Genomic DNA, 17,842 nt, shown 5'->3' with positions numbered 1-17,842 from the left:
TCCAGTACGTCGTGGAATGAACGCTTACATACGCAATGTGATCGTCGAGACCTGCATTGATGGCGAAGAAACCGATACGCCTCCGGCGCCGTTCATCTCCTCTTCGCTCCAGATGGCCGCCGGGAATGCGCTGAAGTGGTCACCCGACAAGACGATGAAGATCGCCCAGCGGCTGTATGAACAGGGGCTCATCACCTACCACCGGACGGACAACCCCAATATTTCGAAGGACTCCATGTCGGATATCCGTGCTGTCGCCAAGGCATTGGGGCTGAAGTGTGTTGAGCAACAGCGGATGTTCAAGGCTGACCAGGACGCCCAAGAGGGCCACCCCGCCATCACCCCCACCGATTGGACGGCCGCTACCGCTGGTGAAACTGCTGATGAGCAGGCCCTGTACCAGCTCATTCGAGTTCGTGCGCTTGCCAGCCAGATCGAAGCTGCCGTGTACGCAGTGAGAACCATCACCCTCCTGGGCGTCGGCCCCGACAAGAAGCCGCTGCGCTTCTTCGGCGCCAAAGGGAAGCTGTTGAACGTGCCTGGCTGGAGAAAACTGCTGCAAGGCGATGACGCCGAGGAGCAGAAGAACGAAACGCCCTCAAACCCCATCCCGGAGCTGGAGCCAGGCCAGATCCTCAAGGTCTACAGCGGCGAGGTCCTGGAGAAGAAAACCTCCCCCCAAGCGCTTCACCGATGCCAGCCTGGTGGGCGAGATGAAGCGCCGCGGGATTGGCCGGCCATCCTCCTACGCCTCGATCGTGAAGAACATCATCGACAAGGGCCAGGTGCAGATGAAGGGCCGAAGCCTGATCCCCGGCGAGCTGGGCGAGGCCACCATCGCGCTCCTGGAGCACAACTTCAGCTTCCTCAGCCTCGACTTTACCCGCAACCTGGAGGTCGCCCTGGACCGGATCGCTAACAGCGAGGACACCTACATGAACGTGGTCCAGCAGTTCTACCAGCTCCTGCAGTCGGAGCTGCAGACGCTGCGCGCGCACCCCAGCGCACAGGGCGACCCGCGAGCAAGCTCTACCGCCAGCGCTCCCACGGCGCCGGCCAGTGACTTCCTCTGCGGCAAGTGCGGTCTGCCCCTGGTCCACCGCAAGAAAGCTGGCAAGGGCGGCTTCGACTTCTGGGGCTGCAGCGGCTATCGCACCACCGGCGTAAGCGTTCATTCCACGACGTACTGGACTTACTTTACGTCCCGAAGGGGCCTTAGCAATTCCGGTGAGACCTTGTACTGTTTCGTGCCGTTCTCGGCCAGGACGATCACGCTCTTGCGGTTGATCTTGGTGACGATCCCCATAGTCAAGCCAGTTCGGCTTTCGAAGGTCACCTTCAGCCCCACGTGCAGCCGACTCAGCGCCTGCAGGTTTTCTTGATCTTGCAGTTCATCAATGCGCCGGCAGATCATTCGGTTCAGCTCCAATAGCTGATCGATGCTCATGTCTTCAATGCGCATGGAGGGTGCCCTTTGGCTGTGCGGTCTGTCGATCAGAATGGCGCGGATCGATCAGCGAGCGTAACGGATTATCGGCGAACCGGGTCTTCCAGAGCCGAGGCGTCAGGTCAGCGACCTTGCTGGCCGGGTGCTGACTGATGCGCTGCAGCACGTCCACCAGATAGGTGTACGGGTTGATGTCGTGCAGTTTGCACGTAGTGATCAGGCTCTGGATGATGCCCACGTGTTCCGCGCCGAGTTCAGTCCAGCAGAACAGCCAGTTCTTGCGTCCCATGGGAATGGGGCGCAGGGCCCGTTCCAGGTGGTTGGTGTCTGGCTGGACGTCTGGGTCTTCCAGGAAGACGGTCAGGCTGGCTTCACGGCTGAGCACGTAGTTCAGTGCTTTGGTCAATAAATCACTGGGCAGCAGACCGCCCTGTGCCAGTTGATCCCGGCACCATTGGAAGAAGTCGCTGACCACCGGCTTTGAGTGGAGCAGCCGGTACTGGCGTTTCTTTTCGCCGGTCAGTTGCTGGACGCGGATCTCTTCTTCGTTGGTGTATAGCTTGGCAATCTGCTGAAGGGCTTCGGTGGCAGTTATCGGGTGGTCCTTCTGCGCCTCAATGAAGTAACGACGACTGTGCACCCAGCACTGCGCGTGGATGATGTTCTGCTGTGCGGCGGCATAGCGGGCATAAGCAGCATAGCCGTCACTGATCAGAGTTCCGCTGAACTGTTCGTTCAGTACCTGCTCGATATGGGCTCGGCCTCGACTGTTCGAGTAAGTGAACACCACTTCATCGGCATCGCCGTATAACGGCCAGAACCAGCCGGATTTCATCTTGCCTTTTTGTGGGCCTGCCCGACCCTGGTGGCCAGCTTTAATCGGCGTCTCATCCATCGCCAACACCCGGCTGCGCAGAACATTGTCGGTCTGGGCATCCACGATCGGCCGCAGCAGATCAATAGATCGCTTGATCAGATTGGTGAGGGTGCTGCGGCTGAGGGTAATACCCGCTTGCTGGATGCGTTGGTGTTGGCGATACAGCGGTAGGTGAAACTGGAACTTGTCGACCATCAGACCCGCCAACAAGCTGACGTCGGCCAGGCTGTTGTCCAGTACGTTGGACGGGGCCGGCGTGGTCACGGGCTTGTCGCTGCCCTTGCGCCGAAATACGGGGCGTTCCACTTGCAACACCACGTAACTGGACGTCCGCTGGGCCAGCCGATAGGTCGTTTTGGTGCCAAGGATGTCGTACTGGTCGGCGTCGGGGCCGCTTAGCTCCGGCGGCAGGTGTTCAACAACTTCCACTGGCACGTCCGCTGTAAAACGCAGACCCGTATCGTTCAGGCAGTCGTCGTCCCGCTGTTTCTTTCCGGTGCCTCGCTGATAAGCCCGAACCGGGCGTTTCTCCGCATCGAGAGGCTTCTCCGGGCTAGCCGCATCATTCGATTGGAACAGGCCGCCCTGCTCCGGGAGGTCATACACCTGCTTCTCGGACTTGGGGCCGAACAGCTGCTTCTTGAACCAGTCCAACTGCCGCTGCATGACCTGTAGCTGCTCACGCAACAGGGCATTCTCCTCGGCCAGTACCGAGTAGGAAGGGGCGTTGGAATAGGACGCGGAAGCCATTGAATTCATGGCCGATATTATACCGGAACACAACCCGCTACGTGCCCCGAAAACGCTTGAACTGACGGTACTTTTGCACCTCGATACCGTCAATCAGCAACTGGAGATCAGTCAGGTTTAAGGGCGCTGTCCCGAAGAAGACGGCCGTACCCGGAACTGCCCCTGCTCCAGTCGCTTGGCCCACAGGCAGTAGCCCGTGGGCGTGAAATACAACATCTTCATTTGGGTCTTGCGACGGTTAACGAAGACAAAATACTGCCCGCTGAGCGGATCTTGCTTGAGTTGATTGCGGACCAGAGCGCTCAGCCCCGGAAGGATTTACGCATATCCGTGGGCTCGGTGCACAGCCAGATCCGGGCCTGGCTATCCAGACCGATCATCTGATCTGGCTCAGCCTTAGCTCAACACCATTACCCAGGCTCAGCACGATATTCCAGCCGCTTCCGGGAGAGGCCGAGTCATCCATCAGCGATGACAGATCCAGGAAGCTGGCATAACCAGAATCCGCAGCCTCACCGACCGGCTGACTCAACAGGCGCTTGCGCCAACTACAGAAGCTGGCATAACCGAGTTTGTGCTCCTTGCAGAACTGCGTGGCCGACAGGCCGCTGTCACGCTGCTGACCGATTAGGACTTGCCACTGTTCTGCGGTGCGGTGTTTTCTCATGGAAATAACCTCGCGTTGTTGAATGCGAGGTCACTCTAGGGCGGAAGTCAGCGGGATGGCAGGATGTCTTGGAATGAACGCTTACTTGCGTATAGCCCCCACCAGTTCTGCGAGTTGACGATCCTGGACATACGGGAACTCCTTGCTGGCAAACGTGGGCACTGGATCCCACTCCGCCTTCCAGGTACGGCCGTCGCTGGGCGAAACGAAGGCCAGTTCCACCCCGAAATGCTTGATTGCTGTGAAGGCGCGAATCTCCCGCTCTCGCAGGACCACCAGGTACACGGCGACGGACTGCACGCGCCCGGCGGTGGTTGGCCTACCCATCACACGCCGCAGCTCTGGCGTGACCAGATACCCCACCAGGCGATCGATGACGCGACGGCATTCCTGCGAGGCGACCTTCGGGAGGTCCAGACGGCGTGGTGAGCTGAGCTCGGCGCTGATGCACGACTTGGTGATTTCCTTGAAGGCAACGCGCTTGTAGTTCTTGATCCCGGCAGCCTGGAGGATGTGCCAGCCGATGCTTTCGCCTTCCCGATCCGGGTCGGATGCGACGTAGACTTCCACGGCTTTCTGCCGCAGCTCCTTCAGCCGTGCGACGGTCTTTTCCTTGCCCGAAAGGATCTGGTAGTGGGGTTTGAAATCCTGGCCTACGCCGACGGTGAGCATCTGCGGATCCTGGCCGTGAACGGGTAGGTCTCTGATATGACCGGCAGTCGCTTCGACCTGCCAGGTCACGTCGGGACGAATGGAGGGGAGAAGGGACCGCAGCTTTTTCAGCTTGCCCGGGGCTTCAATGATTACGAGGTGCATCGGCGGAATCTCTCGGAACAGTCGGTCGAACTGTCGCGGTCAGAGAGCGGGCCAACAATGAGAAATGAACGGTGCGTTGTTGCAGTTTTCGGGAGGTGCTGTAGAGCGGGATCGATCAGAAGTCGAGCTGTTGTTGCTGCTCCTGGGCAAACCCTTTCAACCAGGACGCCCGCATCGCAGGATGACTGTAAGGGCAGTCGAACACCCGTAGCCCTTTCCGCGCGGCCTCAGCGCCAAGAGCCCGTACAGTCCGGTGGGGATCGTTGTAATGTCGCCTGTCCAGCTTGTCGGTATGGGTCGCTTTCTTTGACACACTGCACCTCGTACTGGTCGAGATTTCCGAATCGGAAGTTCTTGCCACCAGAGACTTCGCGAACGGGCGGCCAAAATTAAGGATGCTGGTTTAACAGCATTTTGCCGGCAAAGCTGTTCATTGCGGTTGCTCCAGTCGCTGGCATGCTTGTCGAGGCTGCGGGCGGCGAAGAATGGTTCTAGCCACCTGCAACTTCACGAGTGGGCGCGGAAAATTAAGACCGGCGTTTCACCGTCGCTTCGGCAATGCCCTGAGCCATTCGGATGAAGGCCGCGCGATCTTCTTCCTCCATAAGCGCCATGCACTCCAGAACTGAAATCTCGCCGGCGCTGAGGGGCTGCCTGGTCAACGGCTCATCGCGATCCCGAAATGGGCAATGTGAACCTGCTTGGTCATCTTTCCTGTTCATGGTGGATTTCCTGTCGGGCGAGTCTTTGTAGAGGCTGCGGGCGGCGACGAGTAGTGCTTGCCACCCGCAGCTTCACGAATGGGCGGACAAAAATTAAGCCGCCTGCTACATGGGGATGTCGTCGTCGAAGGCGCTGTCGTAGTCCTGCTGCGAGACTTGCCGAGTCTGCTGATGCTGGGTCGCCTGGCCATTGGTCGACGGCAACAGGGTGACCTCGGCCAGGCGATGCGGAAGGATGGAAATGCGCGAGGCTTCGACCTTCAGCGCCTGTACTTCTTCGCCAGACTCTTTGTCCGGCCAGCGGTCCATGATCGCCCGGCCTTCGACCTTGACGCGCATACCTTTCGCGAACAGTTCGGCGAAACGCTGGGCATCCTGATGCCACCACTCGACGCTGCACCAGAAGCCGCCGCGATCCTTGTAGCCACCCTGGCCATCGGGAATCGAGTTGTCGAACATCACGTTGAGACGCAGCAACTGCCGCGGGGGATTGTTGCCGTTGGGGAAGCTGCGGTGCTCCGGCGCCGAGCCGATGTTGCCTTCCCAGAAGACGGGGGTAGCCATGATGAATCTCCAGTCGGTTGAGTCGGGGGTTAGTGGGTGGAGCGTGGTTTGAAGGGGGAGCGAGTGGCGCGGCTGGCCACGTACCCGAGCAGTTCACGGGTTTGCCGAGACGTTGCAGCCAAGGTGTTGGCCATGTGCTCCTTGAACACTTCGCTGGCCAGCTTTTCGACGCCGCTGTCGTAAAGGGAGTTGAACAGCAGCTCCGCGTCATGAGCGGAGCGCAGCAAGCCGTAGAGCAGGTCCTTGGCGATGGAGGAGCCGGCCACGCTGGGCAAGGACTTGGCGGCCACACCTTCACCGATGATCTGCCCCTGGAGGAAGTTCAGGGCCTGCTTGATCTGCTCGGGATTCGCCGCGTCCAAGGACTCGACGGCCAGGTAGTTGCATACGACCTGTTCTGTCCTGGGTCGGGCCGGCTCGCCGAGGGTGTGGTCGCGCATCAGGTCGAGGGTCTTGATAGCGAACTGGAGCAGGTGGTTGTGGCTGAGGATCTCGGGTTGCTCGATGATCGCCTGTTCCATCTTGTTGAAGGCGTTGATGTAAGCGACCTTCCAGTGCATAGCTTCCTTGCCAGTGAACCCCATGCAGAGAAGGGTGAAGCCGTCGCGAGTCATGCGCACGTATGGCTCTGGCCTGTTGTTCGCTCCCGTGCGGGAACACTCCTCAAAATTGAGGAGTGCAAAATCCTCGGGACATTCCAAGTTTTTGATATCCCGTAACACGTTGTCGTGCCTCTTCCGAAAATGCTTGGCGACGTCGAGGCTGGTCGTGGTGGGCTTGCCGCCGATGATCTCGACGCTGACCTCGGTGGAGGGCTGGGCTTTGGTGTTGGAAACGGTCTTGCTGCTGATGTTGCTCATGTTGTCTCTCCGTTGGTGATCGTTTCGTCGAAGGTAGAGCGGTACAGCTACATGCCCACGGAACCAGGGCGGGTCTGACTCTGCTGCAGTCGGCCCATGAACTCGGCCTCGGCCTGGCCCATCTTTTCCGCACACTCGGCGGCCTGCTTGCCGATGGAGTGGATCAGGCTGATCTGCATGTTGAGGGTGATGCGCTGCAGCTCCATCTCGTAGAGGTCTTGCAGCAGGTATTCCGGGGTCTTGTCCTGGCGCAGCATTTCCGCCCACACCCCGACGCCCATCCGCCGGGTTGCAATGTGCTGCCAGCGAAGAAAGGTGGTGCGTGCGGATGTGCGCTGCTCGATGAGTCGGGTGGGCAGAAGAGTGAAGGGCGGGCGACGAACCTGGGCCAGCAGTCCCTGGGCAAGCTCAAGCAATCCCTGCTCCAGGACTTCGCATTGCTCCGCCAACTGGGCCAGCTCCCCCTTACCTTTAAAAGGCTTTAAAAGGCCTTTTAGTGAGGCACTGTGTTGCAGCGCCTGGAAGGCAGTTTGTTGCAGTGGGCGGAAGGCACTTTGTTGCAGAGCGCCTTGCTGGTCCTTATCGAGCTGCCGCATTCCGATCAGTCCTCGAGCTCGACACGGTCAGCGTCATCATCGGCATCACCGTCAGAGCGGCCCCGAGTGATCGGCGGAGCGAAGTTCGAGCGTCGGGTACCCTCCAGGATGTCCTGCGGGATCTCGCCGAACTTCTCGTACATCTTCCGCGCGGCTTCGGCGCGAGCGTTGTTCGCGGCGAAGTCGTCGCGAGTGGCGCCCGTGAACTGGTAGCTCTGAGCCAGACCAAAGAGGCTGCGCAGCACCGACGCACCTTCGTCGAGCCAGACCTCCATGTCGCGGCGACCGACCAGTCCGACGTGCTGGGCCAGCAGGATTCGGCGGGCGAGTTCGTCGTAGTTGGTCAGGAGATAGACCGCCTTGAAGCCGAGAGGGTTGGAGATGAACAACGGGACCTTGACCGGTGTGACGGACAAGTTCTCGGAGATATCGAGGGTCGCTGGCAGCTTGGCCATTACGTCATCCAGGCGCTGGTCGATGGCCTTGAGCGCGGCTTGGCAGCTCTCGACTTTCTCTTCGATCTGAACCAGCCACCAGTCGGAGTACGGATCGTCCTGTGCTGCCCCGCGGTGCATGCGATTCACGTATGCACAGAAGCCGGAGAGGCCGAGGATGCTGTGCTTGGCATCCGACTTCTGCCGGCCTGTCCAGATGCGGGCGGCGTGATAGGTGTGAAGCGTCAGTTTGACATCGCTGCGGAGAGAGCCGATCTGAAGCCGATGGGTTTCAGCCATGGTGCAGTGTTCCTATATAGGGAAGGGGTTCGGCCACATCGTGCTGATCGTGGTAGGAGCGCGCAGTAGGAAATACATGGTTCGCCGCTGGGGTATTTCCGCTGGCAGTGCGGGTTCATCATCATCCCGCCTGCGGCTCATGGAGGTTGGCCTCCTTCAGCTCTTGGCCGCCTCAGGGGCGTTGTCTATCGCTACGTCGACGCAACTTTTGAGTTTGCCGAGCAGCTCGCTCAGTTCCTGCAGCTCCGTAAAGTCGATAGGCCATTCATCGTTGTCGTTGAATAGGGTTGCCAGCCCTAGCAGCCGCTCGAATTCGAGCTCGTCCATGGGGGCATACAAGATCGAGTCACACATCTTTCGGTTCCTCTTGAGTGGGAGAAGTTGATAGCCCTCGGCGCCGAGGCCAGGACCTGGCGAAGTGATGCGGGCCGCAACACCCCGTTCGCCGTCGGCGACGAGGTCGATCCTTGGCAGAGTGATTCGGGCCGAATCACCCAGCTCACCGTCGGCGCCGAGGTCGATTCTTGGCAGAGTGATTCGGGCCGAATCACCCAGCTCACCGTCGGCGCCGAGGTCGATTCTTGGCAGAGTGATTCGGGCCGAATCACCCAGCTCACCGTCGGCGCCGAGGTCGATTCTTGGCAGAGTGATTCGGGCCGAATCACCCAGCTTGCTGGCGGCGCCGAGGCCAGGACCTGGCGAAGTGATGCGGGCCGCAACACCCCGTTCGCCGTCGGCGACGAGGTCGATCCTTGGCAGAGTGATTCGGGCCGAATCACCCAGCTCACCGTCGGCGCCGAGGTCGATTCTTGGCAGAGTGATTCGGGCCGAATCACCCAGCTTGCTGGCGGCGCCGAGGCCAGGACCTGGCGAAGTGATGCGGGCCGCAACACCCCGTTCGCCGTCGGCGACGAGGTCGATCCTGGCAGAGTGATTCGGGCCGAATCACCCAGCTCACCGTCGGCGCCGAGGTCGATCCTTGGCAGAGTGATTCGGGCCGAATCACCCAGCTCACCGTCGGCGCCGAGGTCGATTCTTGGCAGAGTGATTCGGGCCGAATCACCCAGCTTGCTGGCGGCGCCGAGGTTGGTTCCTGGCGAAGTGTTTCGGCCCGAAACACCCATCTTGCCGCCGGTACCGAAGTGGATCCCTGGCAGAGTGATTCCAGTGGAACCACCCAGCTTGCTGGCGGCACCGAGTCCTGGTCCTGGCGAAGTGGTGCGGGCCGCACCACCCAGCTTGCCGTCGGCGCCGAGGCCAGGACCTGGCGAAGTGATGCGGGCCGCAACACCCCGTTCGCCGTCGGCGACGAGGTCGATCCTTGGCAGAGTGATTCGGGCCGAATCACCCAGCTCACCGTCGGCTCCGCCCCGAGGGAAAACCAACATGCTCGACAGTGAGTTTTTCATGGCTCGTCACCCCGTTCGGATGGCACGCTCGATCCGTGCCTGGGCCGAATGAGGTCCTTGAGCCGGCTGAGGACCTCGCTCCCTGTCCGGGTGTCTCCCTTTGGCTGAATCTGAGGCTGTGTAGGCGTTGTGGGGCTTGGTGGTGCCGGAGCACGACAGGGGCGTTCCGCTATTTCTTCCGGAGCCCAAGAGGCGTTGAACTTGCCCTGGACTGCACGCTGGATGAGCGTCATGAGGTAGCCGAAGGGGTTACCGACACTTCCTCCCGCACATCGGTGCCGCCACTGCTCGATGACCGGACGACGCAGCTCCTCGGACACCCGTCGGAGCGCGCTTACGGCTTGGATCCGTTGCTCGGCCTCCAGTCCGTTCAGGAGATCCTGCCAGTTCGGATGTGCGTCCTCGCGTGCTCGCGGTTGTACTGGCTTTTTACATACAGAATCTTGTTTGTATGTATACGTACTATATGAGTTCGGCATCCGAACCAAGGGTGTACTCGGCGGATTCTGTCTGGGTTCGGCATCCGAACTCAGCGGTAGAGCGCATCGCTTGCCGCTGATTTCACTGAGTTCGGCATCCGAACTCGGGGTGGAATGAGGTAAATCGGGCAGAGTTCGGATGCCGAACTCTGCCGCTGGATCCGCTTCGAGCTGACTATCGAGAGCCCACTGCTGATGGTTCAAGCGCCCCTCAAGCTTCTCCAGGTGGGAAGGCAGGCGCCGACCAACGTCCGGATCGTCCCTGAATTCCCTCCAGGTGACCTGTCCTACTTCGCGTATGGCTCGGTTGCCGTGGTCGGTGGATTGGCTCAGCAACTGCATGTAGTCGGGGTCCAGCTCCAGGGCTTCTGCCGGGGATACCGGTTCGTCGTGGAGGATGTAGACGTTGCCCTGTACTTGCCCGTTGAGGTCGTTGCGCAGGCGTCGGCCGAGGCTGAGCCAGCGTGTCAATCGAAGAACCGTGAGTGCCTTGGCTATGGTTTCGCGCGAGGCGATCTTGCCCGGCTGCATGCCGAGATAAGGGCGCAGTTGCTCGTATGTCGGGAACGCGGTCAGCCCGTCGTCGTTGATGAGCAAGCGGAACACTTGCCAGCAGTTCCGCTCCAGCGGGGTGAGGCGTTTATCCAGCAGCAGGCGCCGAGGAACGGTCTCATGCGGGTTGCCGCTGAAAATGATGCCGGAATACTGTTGAGCCAGCGGTTCGCCGCTCTCGGCAGCAAGCCGCTTCTTATACAAATGGGCCTCGAGATGTCCCGAGGCCGAATCCAGCAGAGTCGAGATGGGAAAGCGCGACAGCCTCATGGTGCTGTGTCGCCTTCCGACTGAACCAGGTTCAGTTGTTGTTGACTTTCTGTCTCAGCGTTCACCTGCGTTGTTGCGGAAGGGGCAGAGTGGGGCAGGTGTGAGCTGATGCTGGCCAGATAAAGAGTCGTCGGAGACCTGGGATGACTTGCTTGGGCCTGACCCGATTTGTCAGACGAATAGAGTCCGTCTTTCAACCAGCTCTGAATGAGCCACCAGACAACGGCGAGGCTTATGAACTCCGGGCTATCCTGATCGGTGCCTGCGTTGATTTCCTCGGTCAAGATCATGGCGATGTCGAGAAGCGCCAAGCTATCGTCCAGGCTGACCTGGTTCTCCTGCATCAAGTGATCCCAGCGATACCAGATCTGGTGTTCCAGTGTTCCGTCGAGCTGACGCCAGCGGCCCCGTCGGGGGTGTATCTCCATGATCAGCCGCTTGATCGCAGTGTCTTCCGGCGACAGACCGAAGAAGCTCTGAATCATCGTGGTGGTAGCCCCGAGTTTGAGAGCACGCTCAATTTGCAGCTCCTCTTGCTGAGAGCGCTCTGCGGTGGCCAGGATTTTTTCCATGACGTCGGTGTTCACCCTCACCTCGACCCAAGACACCGGGGTATTCGTCAGGAGACTCACGACGAACGGCTGTTGTAGCTGAGCCAGAATTTCTGGCTTCAGGCCCATTTCGGCGCAGCGTTTGAACTGCCCATTGCGCAGGTGGTTGATCACCTGCGTCAGGACCGCTTCATTGATCAACGACTTCGACATGTCGATCCCTCCCCAAATCGTGCGAAATCACTGGTCGGTAGCTGCTTGCTCGGAGGTGGCCGGCGGCAGCTCAAGGTCAACCAGGCGCCGGGCAAGACGAATGATCCGGAACAGTTTCACCAGGGCTTCGTCATTAAGACGGCCTGCCTGGCTGGATGGCTGATCGCCTGTGGTGGGTTGGCCCAGCAGCAACTGAGCGAGGCCAGCTGAGAACTGGAATTCACCCAGAGCATCACGACAAGTTTGCGAGTCGACCTTGTCCAGGATTACCTGGACCTGGCCACTGAGAGACTGAAACAAGGTGATCAGGTGCAGGGCTGCCTCAGAAAGTTCGCAATCTTCTGCTGGCTCCCGGTACGAGTAGCCCACACCACCTTGAATCCTCTCGATCGTTCCGGGGGCGCCGACGATAACGGCAATTTCTTCCACCAAGTCAGCGATGTGCTGTCGCAGGATTTCGGGGGTGTCGATCGACCGCTCGATGTACCAGAGGTCGGTGATCGGGTGCAGGCCGCCGACTTGCACCGGGATTGCCTGCAGAGCTGTTTCCTCGAAGACAGGTAGATGTTCACCCTCGAGAGCGGCCAGCCGTTGGCGAGTCTGCTGAATCTTGGTGGATACCGGGCTCACGATATGACCTGCCAAGAGTTCAGCACGCTCCTCGTCGGTCAGTTGCTGCTGTTGTACAGGTAGTGGCGGAGTTGGCGGGGTAGAGGGATTACCCGGGAGGCTATTGGTCTTGGACGTTTGGAGGCCGGCAGCGGGGCTCTGTGATTGTGCTTGTCCAGTAGTCGACGCAGCAGGATTTTCCTGCCCTACGGCTGGGATTCCAGGTGGTGCGGCAGGTGCGGGCAGGTCGACCAGAGTGCCGCGGCGCTGCTCCTGCTGGCCGTTGGTGATCTCGAGCAGGATTTGATCATAGCGAAGGCCCAAGGGACGCTTCATCTGGTCGATGAGTTCGTCCTGGAAACGCTCGAAAATGAACTCGTCAGGGCTACTGTCGAAGATCGCCAGGGTGTCCTGGAACAGCATCTCGAAGTCGATACCCTCGCCGGAGTAAAGGCGTTTCCAGCAGCCCAGGGAAGCCTTTCGTAGTGAGAGAATGCGAGAGACACGATCAACTCCCAGGCCCGAGTACAGCATGCTTGGAATGGCTGGAAGCAGGACCTCAACGGTATCCAGCATTTTGCTTATGTGGGACTGAGATACTGGGTAGCCATCCGCTTTTAGCCGACGTGCCAGCTCACGCTGGGAAATGTTTTCACCGCCGCTTTCCTGCTCATAAAGGACTTTCGCTTTTTTTACTCCGATAGCTCGCTCAATGAACTTGAGGTCACCCTTCAAATCGTTTTCGGCCAAGTGACCGGTCAGCGCGATGATTTCGCCGCGCTGCTTGTCCCAGGGCCTGAACAGGCAGTTGAAACGGAAGTAACGCTCGTCGCCGGTCTCTTTGTAGAGCTCGTTGAGAATTTCCAGGCGAGTGTTTCCGCCGTTGCGAATGCGGTATTTGTCTTCGCCAGGGCGTCGAGTTACTGGTGGCGGCGTATCGAGACCTCGATGCCGGATCGATTCTTTCAGCTCATCGTATTTCGGGTTTCGAGTGGTCCGGGGGTTATCGTGCCAGGGGAGGACCTGGTCGAGTGTCAGCACCATGGGGGTGTCGCTGATCGGGTCCGACAACTGCTCAAGAACGGGCGGCGCGGTGAAACCAGGGGCAAGTAGCCGGTCTTTCAGATCTTGCGGGTTGATCTTGGCCATACTCATGCCTCCGCCACCTGAGGCGTGTTCGCCGCAGCCAGCTCTGCCTGCAGACGCTGGTTCTTGGCGAAGAGCTCGTCGACCATTCGGTTCGCTCGAGCGAGTTCTTCTTCGAGCGCGTTGCTGCGCTCCAGCCGGTAGACGATCTCGCTGTTGGCCGAGCGGTGGTTATCCGCGGCTTTTTGCTTGAGTTGATCGCGGAGCCCTTGCGGCATGCGTACAACAAACTTGTCTTCTGCGTGTTTGCGGTCGATCGAAGTAACGTTCTTCATGTTGTTCTCCTGCAGATCGCTCAGTAATGAGCGGCCGTGGTCTGGAATGAGGGCGATGGAGACGCATTACTGGCCTGGAAGAAATCCAGTTGTGCCAACCCCTCAAGCGCTGCGCTGTTGAGCCAGAGGCATTCGATTCGCTCTCTGGAGCCGTCTGCATAGGCGTGGCGGTCGACTCTGTGCCAGGTGCTGTAGAGCTCGTCGTAGAGGGGGCAGGGATATCCGGAGAGCACCACCATGCCGCGCAGCCGTTTGAGGAATGCCGCCAACTCCTTGTGCTGGTTGTCGTCCAGTTCGTACCGGTACGACTTGCCGGTGGCGTTGTGGCGCACCTTCGTGCTGCGGGTCGAGTGGACATAGGGCGGATCCACGTAGTGCAGCGTATTCGGCCGGTCGTGATACTCCATCAGCGCGAGGGCGTCGCGGTTCTCAATCACCACGCCCTGCAGGCGTTCTGTTATCGCGGTCAGCGTGTCGGGGTAGTTGCGCCAGTCCAGTGCAGGTCCGGTACCGGATCTGGTCGAGGTTGAGCGGAACCCTGTACGTTCGCCGGACGCAGCTGCGGTACCGAAACCTTGCAAGCTTCGGATAACCATCCGCCGCGCGCGCTCGAGCGGATCGGACGTTTCCGCGTAGCTGGCTTCGAACTCTTCCCGGGCAAACGGGGTAAGCGCCAGGGCCTGGCGCAGTTCCTCACCGTGATCCCGCGCGACTCGGAACAGGTTCACCACGTCCCCGTCGAGGTCGTTATAGATCTCGGCGTAGCTGCGGGCTTTCCGGAGCAGGACGGAGGCTGCGCCGCCGAAGGGCTCGACGTAAGTGTGATGTGGCGCCAGGTGCTGGATGATCCAGGGAGCAAGTTTCCACTTGCCTCCGTGGTAGCGCAGGATTGGGCGACGAACCCCTTTCATGACGTGCTCTCCTGCTCCGCCTTGCGGCGCTTGAGCTGGTCGCGAAGCTGAGTGGGGAGACTGCTGATCCTCAGCGTGTCGCGCTCCTCGTCGTACTCGATCCTGGAGCCCAGCAGGTGCGCCTCGAAGCTGATCGACAGGCCCTCGGCGCGGCCGGTGAAGCGGCGGAACTGGTTGAGGGTGCGCTTGTCCGCCGGGATTTCCGGCGACAGGCCGTAGTCCTTGTTGCGGATGTAGTCGTAGAACGCCCGCGGTTGCTGGTCGTCCATCAGTTCCGAGAGTGCGTCGAGGGTCATCGACTCGCCGATGCGCGCCTGGGAGGTGGCGTAGTCGACCAGCGTCTCGGTCTTCTCACGGGCCTGCTGCTCGGCCATGCCCTCGCTTTCCACGAAGTCGCTGAAGGCCTTGAGCAAGGTACGGGTTTCACCGGGTGAGTCGATGCCCTCCTGGCAGCCGATGAAGTCGCGGAAATAGTCGGAGGTCTTCTTCCCGCCCTTGCCCTTGATGAACGAGATGTACTGCATCGACTGCTTGTTGTTACGCCACTCGGAGATGTTGATCCGCGCGGCCAGGTACAGCTGGCCGAAGTCGAGGTGCCGCGACGGGGAGACCTCCAGCGACTCGTTCACCGCCACGCCTTCGCTGTGGTGCAGCAGGGCGATCGCCAGGTAGTCGGTCATGCCCTGCTGGTAGTGGGCGAACAGGACGTGGCCGCCGGTGGAGAGATTGGACTCCTCCATCAGCTTCTGCAGGTGCTCGACCGCTTCGCGGCTGAAGCCGACGAAGTCGCGGTCGCCCTCCAGGTATTCACCGAGCCAGCCGCTGAACGGGTAGGCTCCGGACTCGCCCTGGAAGAAGCCCCAGGCCTTGTTCTTGGCGTTGTAGCTTTCGTTGAGGTCGGCCAGCAGGTTCTCGATGGCCTGGGAGCCGCCCAGTTCGGCGTCGCGCGCGTGGAGCACGGCCGGGGTGCCGTCGGGCTTCTTCTCGATCAGGTGGACGATGGCGTGTTTGATAGGCATCAGAAAGACTCCTGGTTCAGGGAACGCTGCCTGTCGGCTCGACGGAGCAGGGCGCGGGCATTGAGCTCGCCGCGTGCGTCGCTTGGCGTGGAAGAGATGAAGATCGAGGCGCAGCCGATCTTGCTGAGCTTCAAGTGGCCGCCGGCGGAGCGGTCGACGCTCCAGCCTTCGGCTTGAGCGAAGGCCACCAGCCGGCGAACGCTTTCCCGGGCGCCGCGAAGGAAACTACGCATTCGTGGTCTCCTCGCTGTTGAGCTGCAGCCAGGTCTCCATCTCTGCAAGGGAGCGGGGAAGGCTATCGGTGGCGGCGGCATCCAGGAGACGTTTCACCAGCGCCTGAAGGCTGCGACGATCGCTCTGCCGGCTGCAGGCCAGGTCGTCATGCGCGGAACGCAGCATGCGGACCTCTGTGCGCAGTTGAGTGCATACGTCGTCAGTTGCTACTGGTGCCGTTGACGCGACAGGTGACCGCGACCGTGTCCTGAGGCGGTTTTCCCACTCCTCCCTTGCTGCCGAGAAGCGATGGCCACGACCTACACTCCAACCGCTGGTCCAGTAGCGCGACTTTCCGCAGTCAGGGCAGGGCTGTGCGCCGCTGCCATCCAGGTGATAGCCGCAGTTCAGACAGATCCACGAAGGACCTTCACGCAACTTGAGCTCGAGCATCAGCTCGCCTTTCTGGAAGTGCTCGAGCGGTCGGTAGGCAGTGACGTCAGCCATCGCACGCTACCTCCTTGGGATTGCCACAGGACAGCTCCCAGCGGCTCTCGACGCGCTTTTCGTGGTCGCCTGCCTGTGCCGGCATACGAGTGATGTAGGCGTTGTCCTCGCCAAACAGCCGTTCGTCAAGGCGGGAGGCTGCCACCTTGTCGCTCCAGGTGCAGGTCGCACGCTGCTTCTTAATGGTATTGGTCCAGAAGCCGGCACCATCGAACTTGACGATGCACTGATAGGTCTGGGACGCCTTCATGATTCGGCCTCCTTGCTGAGTGCATCACCGACCTGAACGGCCACCAGTTCGGGCAACTCCGGCTCATGCCCGGGATAGTTGTTGGCCAACTGATGCAGGAACTCACGCGCGGCGTCCTTGCTGCCTGCAATGCGGAACACGGCGGTGAGGTGCTGTGAGTCCTGAGTGCCGCAGCAGAGGTGCGGCACCAGGCTCACTTTCAGCGAGCAGCTGAACATGTGTCGCGGGATCCATACCGACCAGAAGTAGGCCGAAAGCAGTTGCCCCGGAGCGCGCGTAGTGACCACCAGGGTCCCGGCCTGGGTGGTTGAGATCTCGATGTACCCCAGTTCTTCCAGCTCACGAAGCTCTCGCTCCATCGAACTGGGCGCGACCGTGCTCTCGTCCCGCGAAAGGCGCGAGATCACTTGGCTGAGGGCGTCCAGCTCGATCGGGTTGACCCCAACGTGATTGGCATGAACCACCGCCGAGTCGGTGAACGCGGCCGAGGCGTGGATGCTCGGGAAACGGGCTTCAGTGTTCATCTCGGACTGCCTCCAACTGATGGACGTCGTAGCTCCCGCAGCAGGGGCAGACCAACACCTCGGCTTCACCTTCCGGGGTGTTCTCGGCGGGGAGAACCTGGCGCACCAAGTGGTGTGGGTGGTGCTGGTCACAATTCATGCACTGGTGGGTGACCAGGTGCTGGGAAGTGGTCATGCGTGGACTCCTTGCCGGCGTGGGCCGGCAACTGGCAGCGGAAGATGAGATGAAAAATGAGATTGCAGGACCGGTAGCGCTGAAGGCGTGACGGTCGCTGCTAAAAGGGAGCCGGACGCATCCGGTGGTAAGGTTGGCGTCGCCAAACAAACCCACCCAGACCACAGGAGGTCCGGCATGAAGAACGAATACCGCTTTGGATACGACGAGATGCTTATCCAGATCCAGGCATGCGTTCCTGACTCACAAAAGGGGGACGGATTGCCTATGACGATGGCCAGAGCGCAATGGATAAGCCAAGTCTTTGTGCTGTGTACCCTTGGTAACTCACTGGCACGTGACAAAGGCTGGAGGCTATGGGGCATGGATGCCATTGAGTATGCGCTCATGCGTCGCTACTCCTGGCCACTGGAAACCATTCGGGAGATGCCAATTCGGGATAGGTGGCTAGCACTGCATGAAGAACTGGCGGATTTGCAATGGGATGAAGAGGCTCAGCAGGTATGGCTAGCGAAGATCGAACCAGTGCTGCCAGGCGCACCGGGGACGGACTACGACGTCTGGCGTTCGGATGCGCCAGGATTTCAATTACCCCAAGCTCCTGGCTATCTAGTGGTCCGGTAACGAATGCTTCGGGTCTCGAGCGCTTATCGGGCCAAATCTGTTCGGGGTCGATCCTGACCACCGTGGAAAAGCGATAGCCGTG

Annotated in this window: 22 protein-coding genes and 2 pseudogenes; 2 read left to right on the top strand and 22 right to left on the bottom strand. The window is 60.3% G+C overall.

Annotation, left to right across the window (positions count from 1 at the left end; all coding sequences use genetic code 11):
- Positions 1-28: 28 nt before the first annotated feature.
- Positions 29-1,184 (top strand): annotated as a pseudogene (locus tag LE197_RS37150) (type IA DNA topoisomerase); the annotation flags it as partial.
- Positions 1,185-1,192: 8 nt separating this feature from the next.
- Here LE197_RS37150 and LE197_RS17335 read toward each other — a convergent pair.
- The 22 genes and pseudogenes from LE197_RS17335 to LE197_RS17230 all read right to left on the bottom strand — a co-directional run bounded on the left by LE197_RS17335 (position 1,193) and on the right by LE197_RS17230 (position 16,961).
- Positions 1,193-1,462: a hypothetical protein gene (locus tag LE197_RS17335; RefSeq protein ID WP_003458515.1), complete on the bottom strand. Its 270-nt coding sequence runs from the start codon at positions 1,460-1,462 to the stop codon at positions 1,193-1,195.
- Entirely contained in the window at positions 1,452-3,083 is a 1,632-nt protein-coding gene (tnpC, locus tag LE197_RS17330) for an IS66 family transposase (RefSeq protein WP_004423346.1), read from the bottom strand. Before tnpC ends, LE197_RS17335 begins: the two co-directional genes overlap by 11 nt.
- A 108-nt stretch (positions 3,084-3,191) precedes the next feature.
- Positions 3,192-3,371, bottom strand: a complete 180-nt coding sequence (gene tnpB, locus LE197_RS37320; RefSeq protein WP_226034107.1) for an IS66 family insertion sequence element accessory protein TnpB — start codon at positions 3,369-3,371, stop codon at positions 3,192-3,194.
- Between the two features lie 79 nt (positions 3,372-3,450).
- Positions 3,451-3,741, bottom strand: a complete 291-nt coding sequence (gene tnpA / locus LE197_RS17320; protein ID WP_004423344.1) for an IS66 family insertion sequence element accessory protein TnpA — start codon at positions 3,739-3,741, stop codon at positions 3,451-3,453.
- Positions 3,742-3,828: 87 nt separating this feature from the next.
- A pseudogene (locus LE197_RS17315) lies at positions 3,829-4,557 on the bottom strand (toprim domain-containing protein); the annotation flags it as partial.
- A gap of 115 nt (positions 4,558-4,672) precedes the next feature.
- Positions 4,673-4,870 carry an ICE-associated protein CrpP gene (gene crpP / locus LE197_RS17310; RefSeq protein WP_071533909.1) on the bottom strand — a complete coding sequence of 66 codons (198 nt, stop codon included), beginning with the start codon at positions 4,868-4,870 and terminating at the stop codon, positions 4,673-4,675.
- Positions 4,871-5,084: 214 nt separating this feature from the next.
- Entirely contained in the window at positions 5,085-5,279 is a 195-nt protein-coding gene (locus tag LE197_RS17305) for a hypothetical protein (RefSeq protein WP_016851608.1), read from the bottom strand.
- A 105-nt stretch (positions 5,280-5,384) separates the two neighbouring features.
- Positions 5,385-5,843 (bottom strand): single-stranded DNA-binding protein, encoded by a 459-nt coding sequence (locus LE197_RS17300; RefSeq protein WP_016851607.1) that lies wholly within the window; start codon positions 5,841-5,843, stop codon positions 5,385-5,387.
- Positions 5,844-5,872: 29 nt separating this feature from the next.
- On the bottom strand, positions 5,873-6,703 hold the full coding sequence (locus tag LE197_RS17295; protein ID WP_012076855.1) for a Rha family transcriptional regulator: 831 nt from the start codon (positions 6,701-6,703) through the stop codon (positions 5,873-5,875).
- Between the two features lie 47 nt (positions 6,704-6,750).
- Positions 6,751-7,299, bottom strand: coding sequence for a DUF3158 family protein (locus LE197_RS17290; RefSeq protein WP_016851606.1), 549 nt, complete (start codon positions 7,297-7,299; stop codon positions 6,751-6,753).
- Between the two features lie 5 nt (positions 7,300-7,304).
- Positions 7,305-8,033 carry a PFL_4669 family integrating conjugative element protein gene (locus LE197_RS17285; protein WP_016851605.1) on the bottom strand — a complete coding sequence of 243 codons (729 nt, stop codon included), beginning with the start codon at positions 8,031-8,033 and terminating at the stop codon, positions 7,305-7,307.
- A gap of 156 nt (positions 8,034-8,189) precedes the next feature.
- Positions 8,190-8,387 carry a hypothetical protein gene (locus LE197_RS17280; RefSeq protein ID WP_019396765.1) on the bottom strand — a complete coding sequence of 66 codons (198 nt, stop codon included), beginning with the start codon at positions 8,385-8,387 and terminating at the stop codon, positions 8,190-8,192.
- Between the two features lie 1,051 nt (positions 8,388-9,438).
- A complete protein-coding gene (locus tag LE197_RS17275; RefSeq protein ID WP_023101569.1) occupies positions 9,439-10,743 on the bottom strand; it encodes an STY4528 family pathogenicity island replication protein in 1,305 nt (434 codons plus the stop codon).
- Positions 10,740-11,507: a DUF2857 domain-containing protein gene (locus LE197_RS17270; RefSeq protein WP_016851602.1), complete on the bottom strand. Its 768-nt coding sequence runs from the start codon at positions 11,505-11,507 to the stop codon at positions 10,740-10,742. Before LE197_RS17270 ends, LE197_RS17275 begins: the two co-directional genes overlap by 4 nt.
- 27 nt (positions 11,508-11,534) lie before the next feature.
- Complete coding sequence (locus tag LE197_RS17265) at positions 11,535-13,271, bottom strand: ParB family protein (protein ID WP_023464346.1); 1,737 nt, start codon at positions 13,269-13,271, stop codon at positions 11,535-11,537.
- Positions 13,268-13,537 carry an Arc family DNA-binding protein gene (locus LE197_RS17260; protein ID WP_003117035.1) on the bottom strand — a complete coding sequence of 90 codons (270 nt, stop codon included), beginning with the start codon at positions 13,535-13,537 and terminating at the stop codon, positions 13,268-13,270. Before LE197_RS17260 ends, LE197_RS17265 begins: the two co-directional genes overlap by 4 nt.
- A gap of 20 nt (positions 13,538-13,557) precedes the next feature.
- On the bottom strand, positions 13,558-14,448 hold the full coding sequence (locus LE197_RS17255; protein WP_016851600.1) for a DNA adenine methylase: 891 nt from the start codon (positions 14,446-14,448) through the stop codon (positions 13,558-13,560).
- A complete protein-coding gene (gene yejK / locus LE197_RS17250; protein ID WP_003117033.1) occupies positions 14,445-15,467 on the bottom strand; it encodes a nucleoid-associated protein YejK in 1,023 nt (340 codons plus the stop codon). Before yejK ends, LE197_RS17255 begins: the two co-directional genes overlap by 4 nt.
- On the bottom strand, positions 15,467-15,700 hold the full coding sequence (locus LE197_RS17245; RefSeq protein ID WP_003103841.1) for a hypothetical protein: 234 nt from the start codon (positions 15,698-15,700) through the stop codon (positions 15,467-15,469). Before LE197_RS17245 ends, yejK begins: the two co-directional genes overlap by 1 nt.
- Positions 15,693-16,187, bottom strand: coding sequence for a hypothetical protein (locus tag LE197_RS17240; RefSeq protein WP_004347979.1), 495 nt, complete (start codon positions 16,185-16,187; stop codon positions 15,693-15,695). Before LE197_RS17240 ends, LE197_RS17245 begins: the two co-directional genes overlap by 8 nt.
- Positions 16,180-16,437 (bottom strand): hypothetical protein, encoded by a 258-nt coding sequence (locus LE197_RS17235; RefSeq protein ID WP_003117031.1) that lies wholly within the window; start codon positions 16,435-16,437, stop codon positions 16,180-16,182. Before LE197_RS17235 ends, LE197_RS17240 begins: the two co-directional genes overlap by 8 nt.
- Positions 16,434-16,961, bottom strand: a complete 528-nt coding sequence (locus LE197_RS17230; protein WP_003117030.1) for a hypothetical protein — start codon at positions 16,959-16,961, stop codon at positions 16,434-16,436. Before LE197_RS17230 ends, LE197_RS17235 begins: the two co-directional genes overlap by 4 nt.
- A gap of 352 nt (positions 16,962-17,313) precedes the next feature.
- Between LE197_RS17230 and LE197_RS17225 the strand changes: the two genes are divergently transcribed.
- Positions 17,314-17,760 carry a hypothetical protein gene (locus LE197_RS17225; RefSeq protein WP_003117028.1) on the top strand — a complete coding sequence of 149 codons (447 nt, stop codon included), beginning with the start codon at positions 17,314-17,316 and terminating at the stop codon, positions 17,758-17,760.
- The last annotated feature ends 82 nt before the right edge of the window (positions 17,761-17,842 follow it).

Source organism: Pseudomonas sp. PS1(2021) (assembly GCF_020405165.1).
In the GTDB taxonomy this organism is placed as follows: domain Bacteria; phylum Pseudomonadota; class Gammaproteobacteria; order Pseudomonadales; family Pseudomonadaceae; genus Pseudomonas; species Pseudomonas aeruginosa.
Note: the sequence above shows the minus strand (reverse complement) of the source record. Positions and strands in the feature narration are given on the sequence as shown.